At 71.7% G+C, this 13,312-nt stretch carries 13 protein-coding genes; 5 read left to right on the top strand and 8 right to left on the bottom strand.

Annotation, left to right across the window (positions count from 1 at the left end):
- Positions 1-44: 44 nt before the first annotated feature.
- The 3 genes from ACN27C_RS03350 to ACN27C_RS03340 form a co-directional block, all read right to left on the bottom strand.
- A complete protein-coding gene (locus ACN27C_RS03350) occupies positions 45-1,778 on the bottom strand; it encodes an ABC transporter ATP-binding protein (protein WP_422750409.1) in 1,734 nt (577 codons plus the stop codon).
- On the bottom strand, positions 1,772-2,293 hold the full coding sequence (locus tag ACN27C_RS03345) for a MarR family winged helix-turn-helix transcriptional regulator (RefSeq protein WP_355111639.1): 522 nt from the start codon (positions 2,291-2,293) through the stop codon (positions 1,772-1,774). Before ACN27C_RS03345 ends, ACN27C_RS03350 begins: the two co-directional genes overlap by 7 nt.
- A 103-nt stretch (positions 2,294-2,396) precedes the next feature.
- Positions 2,397-2,840 carry a DoxX family protein gene (locus ACN27C_RS03340; RefSeq protein ID WP_120571655.1) on the bottom strand — a complete coding sequence of 148 codons (444 nt, stop codon included), beginning with the start codon at positions 2,838-2,840 and terminating at the stop codon, positions 2,397-2,399.
- Between the two features lie 84 nt (positions 2,841-2,924).
- Here ACN27C_RS03340 and ACN27C_RS03335 point away from each other — a divergent pair, with 84 nt between their 5' ends.
- Positions 2,925-3,464 (top strand): TetR/AcrR family transcriptional regulator, encoded by a 540-nt coding sequence (locus ACN27C_RS03335; protein ID WP_120571654.1) that lies wholly within the window; start codon positions 2,925-2,927, stop codon positions 3,462-3,464.
- Between the two features lie 6 nt (positions 3,465-3,470).
- Here ACN27C_RS03335 and ACN27C_RS03330 read toward each other — a convergent pair whose 3' ends face one another.
- Together ACN27C_RS03330 and ACN27C_RS03325 are read right to left on the bottom strand one after the other, a co-directional pair.
- Positions 3,471-4,910: a GuaB1 family IMP dehydrogenase-related protein gene (locus tag ACN27C_RS03330; RefSeq protein ID WP_252453163.1), complete on the bottom strand. Its 1,440-nt coding sequence runs from the start codon at positions 4,908-4,910 to the stop codon at positions 3,471-3,473.
- A gap of 70 nt (positions 4,911-4,980) precedes the next feature.
- Complete coding sequence (locus ACN27C_RS03325) at positions 4,981-6,732, bottom strand: acetyl/propionyl/methylcrotonyl-CoA carboxylase subunit alpha (protein WP_350814608.1); 1,752 nt, start codon at positions 6,730-6,732, stop codon at positions 4,981-4,983.
- A 132-nt stretch (positions 6,733-6,864) separates the two neighbouring features.
- Between ACN27C_RS03325 and ACN27C_RS03320 the strand changes: the two genes are divergently transcribed.
- The 4 genes from ACN27C_RS03320 (at position 6,865) to ACN27C_RS03305 (ending at position 10,790) form a co-directional block, all read left to right on the top strand.
- Entirely contained in the window at positions 6,865-7,455 is a 591-nt protein-coding gene (locus ACN27C_RS03320) for a PadR family transcriptional regulator (RefSeq protein WP_120571651.1), read from the top strand.
- 127 nt (positions 7,456-7,582) lie between these two features.
- Entirely contained in the window at positions 7,583-8,542 is a 960-nt protein-coding gene (locus ACN27C_RS03315) for an ATP-binding cassette domain-containing protein (protein ID WP_120571650.1), read from the top strand.
- A 17-nt stretch (positions 8,543-8,559) separates the two neighbouring features.
- A complete protein-coding gene (locus ACN27C_RS03310; RefSeq protein ID WP_013284036.1) occupies positions 8,560-9,315 on the top strand; it encodes an ABC transporter permease in 756 nt (251 codons plus the stop codon).
- A gap of 62 nt (positions 9,316-9,377) precedes the next feature.
- The gene (locus ACN27C_RS03305) at positions 9,378-10,790 is read left to right on the top strand and encodes an MFS transporter (RefSeq protein ID WP_421499710.1); all 1,413 of its coding nucleotides are present in this window, start codon (positions 9,378-9,380) and stop codon (positions 10,788-10,790) included.
- Between the two features lie 77 nt (positions 10,791-10,867).
- Here ACN27C_RS03305 and ACN27C_RS03300 read toward each other — a convergent pair whose 3' ends face one another.
- From ACN27C_RS03300 to ACN27C_RS03290, 3 genes are read right to left on the bottom strand one after another with little or no spacing between them, the layout of a single operon-like run.
- Positions 10,868-11,521 (bottom strand): O-methyltransferase, encoded by a 654-nt coding sequence (locus ACN27C_RS03300; RefSeq protein WP_422750408.1) that lies wholly within the window; start codon positions 11,519-11,521, stop codon positions 10,868-10,870.
- A 9-nt stretch (positions 11,522-11,530) separates the two neighbouring features.
- Positions 11,531-12,187, bottom strand: a complete 657-nt coding sequence (locus ACN27C_RS03295) for a Maf family protein (protein WP_128138340.1) — start codon at positions 12,185-12,187, stop codon at positions 11,531-11,533.
- A 10-nt stretch (positions 12,188-12,197) separates the two neighbouring features.
- Positions 12,198-13,274 (bottom strand): S8 family serine peptidase, encoded by a 1,077-nt coding sequence (locus ACN27C_RS03290; protein WP_422751570.1) that lies wholly within the window; start codon positions 13,272-13,274, stop codon positions 12,198-12,200.
- Positions 13,275-13,312: the final 38 nt, after the last annotated feature.

Below are 13,312 nucleotides of genomic sequence, written 5' to 3'. Positions count from 1 at the left end.
AGGCAGCCGGGACGGCTCGTTCTTCTGCTGCGGAACCGACGAGGTCACGCGGCCACCTCCGCCGTCTGCTGCGACGCGACGATCTCGGCGTACGTGGGGCAGCTCTCCAGCAGTTCCTCATGTCGTCCCATCCCGACGACACCCCCGTCCTCGAGCACGATGATCTGGTCGGCGTCGACGATCGTGGAGACCCGCTGGGCCACGATCACCACCGCCGCGTCCGCGGTGACCGGCTTGAGGGCGGCCCGCAGCCGGGCGTCCGTGCCGAGGTCGAGCGCGGAGAAGGAGTCGTCGAAAAGGTAGATCTCCGGTTTGCGGACGAGCGCGCGGGCGATGGCCAGGCGTTGCCGCTGGCCGCCGGAGACGTTCGTGCCGCCCTGCGCGATCGGTGCCTCCAGCCCGCCCGGCATCTCGGCGACGAAGTCGCGCGCCTGGGCGATCTCCAGCGCGGCCCACAGATCGGCGTCGGTGGCGTCCGGGTTGCCGTAGCGCAGGTTGCTGGCGACCGTGCCGGTGAACAGGTACGGCCGCTGGGGCACCAGCCCGATCCGCCGCCACAGTTCGTCCGGGGCCAGGTCCCGTACGTCCACGCCGTCGACCAGGACCGCGCCGGCGGTCGGGTCGACGAGCCGGGGGATGAGCGTCAGCAGCGTGGTCTTGCCGGCGCCGGTGGAGCCGATGATCGCTGTGGTCCGGCCCGGTTCGGCGCAGAACGAGATGTCGTGCAGCACCGGGGCGCTCGCGCCCGGGTACTGGAATCCGGCGCCGCGCAACTCCAGCTCGCCCCGGCCGGTGACCTCGGTGACCGGGTCGGCCGCCGGCACCACCGACGAGTCGGTGTCCAGCACCTCCTCGATGCGTTCGGCGCAGACCGCCGCCCGGGGCACCATCATCAGCATGAAGGTGGCCATCATGACCGCCATCAGGATCTGCATCAGGTACTGCAGGAACGCGGTGAGCGCGCCGACCTGGATCTGACCGGAGTCGACCCGTGCCGCGCCGAACCAGAGCACCGCGACGCTGGAGACGTTCAGCACCAGCATCACGATCGGGAAGATCAGCGCCTGGAGCCGCCCGATCCGCAGCGCGGTGGTGGTCAGGTCGGTGTTCGCGACCCGGAACCGGTCGGTCTCGTACGGCTCGCGGACGAACGCCCGGACCACCCGGATGCCGGTGATCTGCTCGCGCAGCACCCGGTTGACCGTGTCGATCCGGGTCTGCATGAGCCGGAAGCCCGGCACCATCCGGCGGATGATCAGGCCCAGCGCGACGGCGAGCACCGGTACGCAGACCAGCATCAGCCAGGAGAGCCCGACGTCCTCGCGCAGCGCCATCACCACGCCGCCGACGCTCATGATCGGTGCGGCCACCAGCATGGTGCAGCTCAGCAGCACCAGCATCTGCACCTGCTGGACGTCGTTGGTGTTACGGGTGATCAGGGACGGCGCCCCGAACCGGGCGACCTCGCGGGCGGAGAAGCTGTTCACGCGCCGGAAGATCGAGCCGCGTACGTCGCGGCCGAAGGCCATCGCGGTCTTGGCGCCGAAGTAGACGGCGGCGATCGAGCAGGCGATCTGGAGCAGGCTGACCAGCAGCATCCATCCGCCCGTACGCATGATCTGGTCGGTGTCGCCGACGGCGACGCCCCGGTCGATGATGTCGGCGTTCAGGCTCGGCAGGTAGAGCGAGGCGATGGTGCCGACGAACTGGAAGGCCACCACGGCGGCCAGCCATCGTCGGTACGGGTGCAGATGTGTGCGGAGCAGGCGGATCAACACGGATGGCTCCCCGTTGGCGGCTCGGTGTCGGACTCGCTGTCCCGGTTCAACCGACGGAGGTCCCCGTCGGACATGCCGGTGATGATTTCGATCAGGAACTCGCGGATCACCGCCCGGTTGGCCGGGTCGGCGTCGACCGACGTCAACGGCCGGTCGCTGTGGATCATGTCGATGATGGCGCGGGCGTGCTCGCCGCCCTTGTCGGTCAGGGTGAGCCGGACCGTGCGGCGGTCCTCCGGGGCGCGACGGCGGCTGACGAAGCCGTCGCGTTCGAGCGTGTCCACGATGCCGGTGAGCGTGGCGGGCCGGACGAAGCACAGCTCGGCCATTTCCCGGTGGCTCACGTCGCCGGAGCGGAGGAGGATCATCAGGACCCGCATGCCGGCGGACGTGAGCCCGTGGTGTTCGGCCAGGTATCGCCCCCAGTGCTGCTCGACGACGTGACCGGCGATCGAGATCAGCCGGCCGAGTGGCGCGTGGTGCAACGCGTCGGGGAAGCGGACGAGCGGGCCCATGTTCACGAGCGTCAGGTTAGCTCCCGAATCATCAGGGCCCAAACTATTTCTGAGAATCTCCTCAGCCGCACTCGACGCCGGCGCGCCGCCGGGCCGCGGCAGCTCATCCGCCGACGGCCACCGCCAGCGCGGCGGCCACGAAGACGACCTGGAGCACGGTACGGACGCCGAGCGGGGTCACCGGACGGCCGGCGAGCGTGAGGCGACGCCGCGCGGCGGACACGTTCGCCGGGAACATGGCGAGCATCAGCAGCACCAGCCCGGCCGCCGCCGGGCGCGCCGTGGCCGGGAACAGCAGCGCGAGCGCGCCGGCCAGTTCCAGCACGCCGGTCACGGTGACCAGCAGGTCGGGCCGGGGCAGCGACGGCGGGACCATCGCGATCAGGTCGGCCCGGCGGGACGCGAAGTGGGCCACGCCGGTCAGCACGAACATCAGCGCCAGCCCGACCCGCAGCGCGGGGTGCCACCCGTCCAGGGCGTCCACGCCGAGCAGGCCGGCGATCCGGGCCAGCGCGGTGCCGGCGAGGAGTGCGATCAGGGGTGCCATTGTCGATCCCTCCGACGAGCATCTTGTCGATGACAAGATTGCGCGACAGGTGTCATCTTGTCAATGACAAGTTAGGGTGACGGCATGGCCTCGTATCACCACGGCGACCTCCGCCGCGTCCTGCTGAGCACCGCCGCCGAGGCGATCGCCGAGTCCGGGCCGGCCGCGCTGAGCCTGCGTGAGCTGGCCCGCCGCGCCGGCGTCTCGCACGCCGCGCCCGCACACCACTTCGGCGACAAGGCCGGGCTGCTCACCGCGCTCGCCACGCAGGGCTTCGACCTGCTCGCCGACGCGCTGCGGCAGGCCGGGGACGACCTGCTCGACACCGGCGTGGCCTACGTCGGGTTCGCGGTGCGGCACCGGGCGCACTTCGACGTCATGTTCCGGCCCGAGCTGTACCGGGCCGACGACCCGGAGCTGGTCGCCGCCCGCGCGCGGTCGGGGGCACTGCTGCGCGGCGGCGTGGCCCGGCACACCGGGCGGGAGCCGGACACGGACGCGCTGGCCGCCTGGTCGATCGTGCACGGCTTCGCCACGCTCTGGCTCTCCGGCGCGCTGCCGCCCCGGGTGGGCGACGACCCGGAGGCCGCCGCCCGTACCGTGATCGGGCGGTTGTTCAACTGAGCCGCGTCACCAGCTCGTCGGCAGCGGCATCCCCTCGGTGTACCCGGCGGCGCTCTGCACGCCGACGAGCGCCCGCTCGTGGAACTCCTCCAGGCTGCGCGCCCCCGCGTACGTGAACGCGCTGCGCACCCCCGAGATGATCTCGTCGATCAGGTCCTCGACGCCGGGCCGGTTCGGGTCCAGATACATCCGGGCCGAGGAGATGCCCTCCTCGAAGATCGCCTTCCGGGCCCTGTCGAACGCGCTGTCCTCGGCCGTCCGGGCGCTCACCGCACGCGACGACGCCATTCCGAAGCTCTCCTTGTAGCGCCGCCCGTCGGCGTCGGTGTAGAGGTCGCCGGGGGACTCGTAGGTGCCGGCGAACCAGGAGCCGATCATCACGTTCGAGGCACCAGCGGCCAGCGCCAGCGCCACGTCCCGCGGGTGCCGCACGCCGCCGTCGGCCCAGACGTGCCGCCCCAGCGAACGGGCCGCCGCGGCGCAGTCGAGCACCGCGGAGAACTGCGGGCGGCCCACACCGGTCATCATCCGGGTGGTGCACATCGCACCCGGACCGACGCCCACCTTCACGATGTCCGCGCCCGCGTCGACCAGGTCGCGTACGCCGTCGGCGGTCACCACGTTCCCGGCCGCCACCGGCACCGGCGGGTCGAGGCGGCGGACCGCCCGCAGCGCCTGGAGCATCCGCTCCTGGTGCCCGTGCGCGGTGTCCACGACGAGCGTGTCCACCCCCGCCTCCAGCAGCGCGGCGGCCTTGCCGGTGACGTCGCCGTTGATGCCCACGGCGGCGGCGATCCGCAGCCGTCCCCGGTCGTCCACCGCGGGCTTGTAGAGCGTGGCGCGCAGCGCGCCCTGCCGGGTCAGCACCCCCACCAGGCGGCCGTCGCCGTCCACCACCGGGGCGAGCCGCCGGCGGCCCGCCGACAGCCGGTCGAATCCGGTACGCGGGTCCGCGTCCGCCGGAACGGTGTGCAGCTCGGTCGACATCACGTGCCGGAGCTGGGCGAAGCGGTCCACCCCGACGGTGTCCGCCTCGGTCACCACGCCCATCGGTCGCCCGTCCGCGTCGACCACGACCACCGCGCCGTGTGAGCGCTTCGGCAGCAGGTGGATGGCGTCGCCGACGGTGTCGGTCGGGCCGAGCGTGATCGCCGTGTCGTGCACCAGGTGCCGCTGCTTGACCCAGCCGACCACGTTGGCGACGACCTCGATCGGGATGTCCTGCGGGATCACCGCCACCGCGCCGCGCCGGGCCACGGTCTCAGCCATCCGCCGGCCCGCGACGGCTGTCATGTTCGCCACCACCAGCGGGATCGTGGTGCCGGTCCCGTCGGTGGTGGCCAGGTCGACGTCGAGCCGGGAGCCCACCTCGGAACGGTTGGGCGCCATGAAGACGTCGTTGTAGGTCAGGTCGTGCGCGGGGACCGCGCCGTGAAGGAACCGCACCCGGTCATCATTCCCGCCCGGGCGCGGTCCCGCCGCCGGTGGTGGCTCAGACCACCCCCGGCTCGCGTCGTCAGGCGATGGTGCAGATCGCCGCGCCGGCGGTGATCACCGCGCCGACCTCGGCGGCGAGCCCGCTCACCGTGCCGGCCTTGTGCGCGTGCAGCGGCTGCTCCATCTTCATCGCCTCCAGCACCACGACCAGGTCGCCCTCGGCCACCTCGTCGCCGTCCGCGACGGCGATCTTCACGATCGTGCCCTGCATGGGGGAGGTGAGCGTGTCACCGCTGACCGCGGCACCCGCCTTGCCGCCGCCACCCCGGCGGGCCGGCTTCTTCGCGGCGGGCGCGGCTGCCGCCGTACCCGCGCCCAGACCGGCGGGGAGGACGACCTCCAGCCGCTTGCCGCCCACCTCGACCACGACGGTCTCGCGCCCGGCCGGCTCGTCGGCGGCGCCCGCGCCGGCGGTGAAGGCCGGGACGGTGTTGTCCCACTCGGTCTCGATCCACCGGGTGTGCACTGTGAACGGCTCGGCGGTGAACGCCTCGTCGCGGATCACCAGGCGGTGGAAGGGCAGCGCGGTGGCCATGCCGTCGACCACCATCTCGTCGAGCGCGCGGCGGGCCCGCTCCAGCGCCTCGGTACGCGTCTCGCCGACGATGATCACCTTGGCCAGCAGCGAGTCGAAGTTGCCGCCGATCACGTCGCCGGCCGAGATGCCGGTGTCGACCCGCACGCCCGGCCCGGAGGGCAGGCGCAGCGCGGTGACTGTGCCCGGGGCGGGCAGGAAGTTGCGGCCCGGGTCCTCACCGTTGATCCGGAACTCGATGGCGTGCCCGCGCGGCGTCGGGTCCTCGGTGAAGCGCAGCTTCTCCCCGTCGGCGATGCGGAACTGCTCGCGCACCAGGTCGATTCCGGCGGTCTCCTCGGTGACCGGGTGCTCGACCTGCAGTCGCGTGTTGACCTCCAGGAACGAGATCGTGCCGTCCGCACCGACCAGGTATTCCACGGTGCCGGCGCCGTGGTAGCCGGCCTCCCGGCAGATCGCCTTGGCGCTGTCGTGGATCTGGGCCCGCTGGGCGTCGGTGAGGAACGGCGCGGGCGCCTCCTCGACCAGCTTCTGGTGGCGGCGCTGCAACGAGCAGTCCCGGGTGCCCACCACGATCACGTTGCCGTGCTGGTCGGCCAGCACCTGCGCCTCGACGTGGCGCGGCTTGTCCAGGTAGCGCTCGACGAAGCACTCGCCCCGCCCGAACGCGGCGACCGCCTCACGGGTGGCCGACTCGAACAGGTGCGGGATCTCCTCCATGGTGCGGGCGACCTTGAGGCCCCGCCCGCCACCGCCGAACGCGGCCTTGATGGCGACCGGCAGGCCGTGGTCGACGGCGAACGCCATCACCTCGTCCGCGTTGCCGACCGGGTCCGGGGTGCCGGGCACCAGCGGTGCGCCGGCGCGCTGCGCGATGTGCCGGGCGGTCACCTTGTCGCCGAGGTCGCGGATCGCCTGCGGGGTGGGGCCGATCCAGGTCAGCCCGGCGTCGATGACGGCCTGGGCGAAGTCGGCGTTCTCGGAGAGGAAGCCGTAGCCGGGGTGCACCGCGTCCGCGCCGGAGCGGGCCGCCACGTCGATCAGCTTGTCGATGCGCAGGTAGCTGTCGGCGGCGGTGTCGCCGCCGAGGGCGTACGCCTCGTCGGCGAGCGTGGCGTGCAGGGCGTCCCGGTCGGAGTCCGCGTAGACGGCGACGCTGGCCAGCCCGGCGTCGCGGCAGGCGCGGATGACGCGGACGGCGATCTCGCCGCGGTTGGCGATGAGAACCTTGCGCACCTTGTGGCTCCTCCCGGGAGGTCGTTGCCGGGAGTTTAGCGGCCGAGCTGCGGAGCCTAACGATCGCTCAGTGTGGGATGCCGCACTGTAGTCAAACTTGGTTATTACGCTTGTCCCGTGTCGGCAACGCGGATGATGATTCTGGGTCTGGTCAGGTGGATGCAGCCGGTGCACGGCTACGACGTGCGCCGCGAACTGCTGAGCTGGAGTGCGGACAAGTGGGCCAACGTGCAGCCCGGTTCGATCTACCACGCGCTGCGCAAACTCACCGACGAGGGCCTGCTCCGGACCGTCTCGGTCGAGCAGGTGGGCGCCCGCCCGGCCCGCACCACGTACGAGGTGACAGCGAAGGGGGAGGACGAGTTCGAGACGTTGCTGCGGGCGCAGTGGTGGCAGCTCCACGAGCCGCCGGACCCCTTCGTGGCGGCGTTCTCCTTCCTGCCGGCGATGCCGCGCGAGGAGGCCGCCGCGGCGCTGCGCAACCGGGCGAACCTGCTCCGGGCCGGGGTCGAGTCGACGCGCGCCTCGCTGGACTCGGACTGGGTGCGCACCCGAAAGCCGGTGCACGTCGGGTGGATGTTCGAGCTGTGGCTGGCCCGCGCCGAGGCGGAGTCGGCGTGGTGCGAGCGGATCGCGGAGCGGATCGAGTCGGGAGTGTCGTACCTGCCCGATGGGATGGAGCGGGCCGAGGGCTGGTCGGGCTGGTCCGACGGATCGCGGTGACACGACATAATCAACGTTGACCAAAAGAGCTATATCGCGTTAGCCTCGGCGTGAATCGCGGGGGATTCGTGCGTCCTCGCGGACGATCGGCGGCCGCTCAGGTCCGCCCGGACGACCAGGAGCAGAAATGATCGAGACCAGGGGGTTGCGGAAGTCGTACCGCTCCCGCGCGGGTCGCGAGACGAAGACAGTGGACGCGGTCCGCGGCGTCGACCTCGACGTCGCAGCGGGGGAGATCTTCGGCTTCCTCGGGCCCAACGGCGCCGGCAAGACCACCACGCTGCGGATGCTCGCCACGCTCATCGAGCCGGACGGCGGCGAGGCCACGGTGGCCGGTGCCGACCTGCGCAAGGACCCGGCCGAGGTGCGCCGCCGGATCGGGTACGTGGCCCAGGGCGGCAGCACCTGGGACGAGTCGAGCGCCCGCGAGGAGCTGGTGCTCCAGGCCCGCCTCTACGGCATCGGCAAGGCCGACGCGCACCGCCGTGCCGAGCGCGCGCTCGAAGCGTTCCAGCTCGTCGAGTACGCCGACCGCAAGTGCAAGACCTACTCCGGCGGCCAGCGCCGGCGCGTCGAGATCGCGCTCGGCATCATCCACGAGCCGAAGATCGTCTTCCTGGACGAGCCGACCACCGGCCTCGACCCGCAGAGCCGTGCGCACATGTGGGACGAGATCCGCCGACTGCGTACCGAGGGGATGACCGTCTTCATCACCACGCACTACCTGGACGAGGCGGACGCGCTCTGCGACCGGATCGCGATCATGGACCACGGCGAGGTGGTCGCCGAGGGCACACCGGCCGAGCTGAAGCGGGAGATCTCCGGTGAGGTGGTGATCGTCGGCCTGGACGCGCCGAGCACCCCGCGCGCCGCCGAGCTGCTCGACACCGAGGCGTACGTGAGCAAGCTGGAGACCGTCGACGAGGGCGGCCTGCGCCTCTACGTCGACGAGGGCGCCACCGCCATCCCGCAGGTGCTGCGCCGCCTCGACCACGCCGGGCTGGACCTGCGCTCGATCGAGCTGCACCGCCCCAGCCTCGACGACGTCTTCCTCACCAAGACCGGCCGCTCGCTGCGCGAGTCCTGACCCCCGGAGAAGCTGTCATGAAACTCGCCCGCGACACCTGGCTGATCTTCCAGCGCCAGACGCAACTGCTGCTGCGCAACCCGGTGTGGATCTTCGTCGGCGTCTTCCAGCCGGTGATGTACCTGCTCCTGTTCGCCCCGCTGCTCAAGCCGGCGCTGAACGCGCCCACCCAGGCCGCCGCGTACAAGATCTTCGTGCCCGGCCTGCTCGTGCTGCTGGCCATCTTCGGCGGCCTGTTCCAGGGCTTCGGCCTGATCGCCGAGCTGCGCGCCGGCGTGATCGAACGCTCCCGGGTCACCCCGGTCAGCCGGCTCGCCCTGCTGCTCGGCCGCTCGCTCCGCGACGTGGTCTCCCTGATCGCGCAGGCGATCATCATCACGCTGCTGGCGCTCGCGTTCGACCTGCGCGTGTTCATCGGCAACCTGCTCCTGGCGTACCTGATGCTCGCCCTCATCGCACTGATGACCTCGGCCGTCTCCTACGGCATCGCGCTCAAGGTCAAGAGCGAGGACGCGCTCGCCCCGCTGATGAACACAGTCGCGCAGCCGGTGCTGCTGCTCTCCGGCATCCTGCTGCCGCTCACCTTCGCCCCCGGCTGGCTCCAGGGCGTGGCCAAGTGGAACCCGTTCTCCTGGGCGGTCGAGGGCACCCGCGCGCTGTTCAACGGCGACCTCGGCAACGACCGCGTCTGGCAGGGCCTCGGCATCATCGCGGTGCTCGCCGCCGCGGGTGTCTTCTGGGCCGCCCGCCAGTTCGCCCGCAGCGTCCGCTGAGCAGGGGAGACGTACCTCTCAGCAGGCAGGGGGCACCGGTGTCACGCGCGTAGCGTGGGCCGGTGCCCCGCCTCACCCGTGACCGGATCACCTGGCTGACCTACGCCCAGCTCGGTCTCTGGGGCTTCTTCCTCTACGGGTTCGGCCCGGTCGTCCCCCTGCTCCGCGACGAACAGGGCACCAGCGCCGCCGTCGCCGGCCTGCACAGCACCGGCATCGCTGTGGGCGCGCTCGCCGGCGGCGCGCTGTTCGCCCCGGCCGCCCGCCGCCTCGGGCGCGGCCCCGCCATCTGGCTCGGCCTGGCCGGCGTCGCCGTCGGCGTCACCGCGCTCGGCCTGCTCCGCCCGCTACCCGCCACGCTCGCCGCCGTCGCGGTCATCGCCACCTTCGGCATGATGGTCGTCAGCGGCGTCAGCGTGGTGCTCACCGCCCGGCACGGACCCGCCGCCCCCGCCGCACTCACCGAGGCCAACGCGGCCTGCGCCGGCATGGGCATCCTGGCGCCGCTGACCATCGGCGCCACCGTCGACGCCGGTCTCGGCTGGCGACCGCTGATGGCCGTCGAGGTCGGGCTGATCACGCTGGTCGCGCTCGCGGCCCTGACTTTCCGGGTACGCGGGCCGCGACGCGCCCCCGCTGACGCGGCTGCCGGCATGCCGGTCCCCGTCGCCGCCCCGACCCGGGTGCCCGCCGTCCCCGGTTCCGGGGTGGCCGAAGCCGTCGTGCCCGCTACGGCCGTCCCTGCTTCGGCCGTTCCCTCTCCCGCCGTGCCGGCTCCTGCCGTCCCCGCTTCCGTCGTTCCCGCCTCCGGTGTCGCCGAAGCCGCCGTGCCCGCTCACTCCGTCCCGGCTTCGGCCGTTCCTGCCTCCAGGGCGCCCGTTTCCTCCGACTCCGGTGTGGCGGGGCGGCTGCCGCGTGCGTACTGGATCGCCTGGGTCCTGATGTCCGTCACCGGATCGATCGAGGTGTGCCTGTCGTTGTGGACCGCCGACGTGCTGCGGACCCACGCCGGGCTGAGCGCGGGCGGGGCGTCGGCAGCGGTAGCCGCGATCGTCTGCGGCATGTTCGCCGGCCGGATCGCCGGTGGCCGGGCCGCGTTGCGCTGGGCGCCGGTACCGCTGCTGCTCGGCGCGCTCACCGTCTCGCTGGCCGGGTTCGCGCTGTTCTGGGCCAGCACGGTCGGCTGGCTGGCGGTCACCGGGCTGGTCGTGCTCGGGCTCGGCAACGCGCTGCACTACCCGTTGGCGATCTCGATCGCGCTGGCCGTGGCCGGTCCGGCCGCCGACAAGGCGGCGGGCTGGTCCGCGTACTCGATGGGTGTGGGTTTCGGGATCGCGCCGGTGGCGCTCGGGTGGGTGGCCGACGGGGTCGGCCCGCACCCGGCGTTCCTGCTGCTGCCCGTGTTCATCGCGGTCGCGGTGCTGCTCACGGTGCGCCTGGGCCGGGCACTGCGCGTGCCGGTCCGCGCTGCTTGATCGACTCCGGTACGGCGTGGTGGCGGCTTCCGGCGATCAGGGATACCGCCACCACGGCGAGGTCGTGTCCGGCCGGCTCAGAGCACCCGGGCGAGCGTGACGCCGTCGGCGATCGGCAGCATGACCGCCTCGACGCGGACGTCAGCGATCACCGCGTCGTTGAAGGCGGCGATGGCCCGGTCGTCGGCGTTGCGCGGGGCGAGCACGCGGCCGTCGCGCAGCGTGTTGTCGACGGCGATCACCGCGCCGGGACGCATGCGGGGCACGAGCTCGTCCCAGTAGATCGGGTAGCCGACCTTGTCCGCGTCGATGAACGCGAAGTCCAGGTAACGCTCGCGGGGCAGCTCGCGCAGCGTCTGGGCGGCCGGGCCGATGCGCAGCTCGATCCGGTCCTGCACACCGGCGCGCTCCCAGTAGCGCCGGGCCACGCCCGTGTACTCCTCGGAGATGTCGAAGCAGGTCAACCGCCCGCCCTCGGCCAGCCCGCGCGCGATCGCCAGCGAGGAGAGGCCGGTGAACGTGCCCACCTCGACCGCCTGCCGTACGCCGAGCAGCCGGGTCAGGAACGTCAGGAACGCGGCCTGTTCCGGCGCCACCTGCATGACCGCCTCGGAGGGCAGGGCCGCCCGGGTCTCCTCGGCCAGCTCCCGGACGATCTCGTCCGGGGCGGACCCGTGGGCCACCAGGTAGGCGTGCAGTTCCGGGGTGAGCGGCAGCGGCTTCGTGGTCATGTCCGGACGTTAGCCGAGATGTTCGATCTCCTGGCCCCCGGGCGCGACCTTCGTCCACAGGTCGACGATGCTCAGGTCCACCTCGGCGAGCAGCCGGCGCAGCAACGGCAGGGACAACCCCACCACCGTGCCCGGGTCGCCCTCGATCCCGGTCAGGAACGCACCGCCCAGCCCGTCGATGGTGAACGCGCCGGCCACGGCCAGCGGCTCGCCGGTCGCCACGTACGCGGCGATCTCCTCGTCGCTGATGTCGGCGAAGTGCACGGTGGTCGAGGCGACCGCCTCGGCCCGGGACTCGTGGGTCACGTCGATCAGGCAGTGCCCGGTGTGCAGGACGCCGCTGCGCCCACGCATCCGCTGCCACCGCCGGGTCGCGTCCGCCGCGTCGTCAGGCTTGCCGAGGATCTCGCCGTCGAAGGCGAGCACCGAGTCGCAGCCGAGCACCAACGTGCGCTCGTCCGGCGAGGGCCGCAGCCGATCGCGTACGGCCTGCGCCTTCAGCCGGGCCAGTTCCAGGCACAGATCCTCGGCCCGATCGCTCACCACCTGCGACTCGTCCACGCCGCTGACCAGCACGTCGGGCTCGATTCCGGCGGCCTGGAGCAGCTTGCGGCGGGCGGGGGACTGCGAGGCGAGCACGAGGCGCACCGGTACGGAGGTCGACACCCCGCCGACGCTACCGGCTGACCCTCGGCGGCGGGTCGTCGGCGCGTCGGCGGCGCCGCCAGAACAGGTACCCGCCGCCTGCCGCCACCAGCACACCCAGGGTCGCGAGCCCGCGGATCGTACCGGCACTGTCGCCCTTGTCTGGTGCTGCCTCCGCCGACGCCGGTGGGGTGACGTTGGAGGACTCGAAGCCGAGCGGGGGGACGTCGGCGGTGAGCGCGGCGACGAGGTCGATGACGCCGTAGCCGTACTGGTCGTCGCGGCCGGGTGGTCCCTTGTCGACGGCGGTGGCGGTCAGGCGGTGGGCGACTTCCTGGGCGGGCAGGTTGGGGTACTTGGAGCGGATGAGAGCAGCAGCCCCGGCAACGATCGCAGTCGCATCCGACGTGCCGCTACTGCGGCGGTATCGACCTGCGAGGCTGGTGGTGTAGATGTCGACTGCAGGTGCGAGGAGATCCACATCCGTCCCCTCAACCGAGAATTCGGCCTTGTCGCCCTGTCTATCAGCGCCACCTACGGCGACCACGCCCTGCTCGGACGCCGGATAGCTAATCGATGTTTCGCTCGGGAGATTCCCGACGGCTGCCACTACGACGATGTTCGCTTCAAGTGCAGCCCTTATCGCAGATTGCAAGCGAGGGGTTGGGGTGCTGGCCGCAGAGATGCTAATTACGTCTACATGTTTAGCTATCGCATACTCTACGCTGGCTGCTAAATCGTCGGGTTGGCCCAGTCCGTTCGTCGGTGTGTCGAAGATTGGGAGAATCTTGGACTTTGGTGCCACCCCGAGTGCCCCACGAGTGCCTCCGCGTCCGTGCGCCGCGATGAGGCCAGCCATGCCGGTTCCGTGGCTATTCATATCCCGAAGGCCGTCCCCGCTTCCTCCCGTAATTACATCTGTTCCTGGAAGCAAGTTTTTCTCTAGATCCGGGTGAGCTTCGACTCCAGTGTCTGGAACTGCTACAACGATCCCTTCGCCCTGACTGATCTCGTGGGCTTCTGCAGTCCTCAAAAAGCCTAGATGCCACTGGTCGCCCCTTACCCGCTCCGACCCGTCCACGGCGGGTGGCGCGGCCGATGTTGCCAGGCCAGGGCTGAGCGAGATTGCGAGTGACGCGGCTACGC

The organism is Micromonospora sp. WMMD1219, assembly GCF_049315215.1.
Lineage (GTDB): Bacteria > Actinomycetota > Actinomycetes > Mycobacteriales > Micromonosporaceae > Micromonospora > Micromonospora tulbaghiae.
This window is presented reverse-complemented; position numbering and strand designations above follow the sequence as displayed.

Coding starts and splice junctions, on each gene's coding strand:
- ACN27C_RS03320 (WP_120571651.1), top strand. CDS start 6,865: ATGATGATTCTGGGTCTGGTCAGGTGGATGCAGCCGGTGCACGGCTAC.
- ACN27C_RS03310 (WP_013284036.1), top strand. CDS start 8,560: ATGAAACTCGCCCGCGACACCTGGCTGATCTTCCAGCGCCAGACGCAA.
- ACN27C_RS03315 (WP_120571650.1), top strand. CDS start 7,583: ATGATCGAGACCAGGGGGTTGCGGAAGTCGTACCGCTCCCGCGCGGGT.
- ACN27C_RS03340 (WP_120571655.1), bottom strand. CDS start 2,840: ATGGCACCCCTGATCGCACTCCTCGCCGGCACCGCGCTGGCCCGGATC.
- ACN27C_RS03300 (WP_422750408.1), bottom strand. CDS start 11,521: ATGACCACGAAGCCGCTGCCGCTCACCCCGGAACTGCACGCCTACCTG.
- ACN27C_RS03335 (WP_120571654.1), top strand. CDS start 2,925: ATGGCCTCGTATCACCACGGCGACCTCCGCCGCGTCCTGCTGAGCACC.
- ACN27C_RS03345 (WP_355111639.1), bottom strand. CDS start 2,293: ATGGGCCCGCTCGTCCGCTTCCCCGACGCGTTGCACCACGCGCCACTC.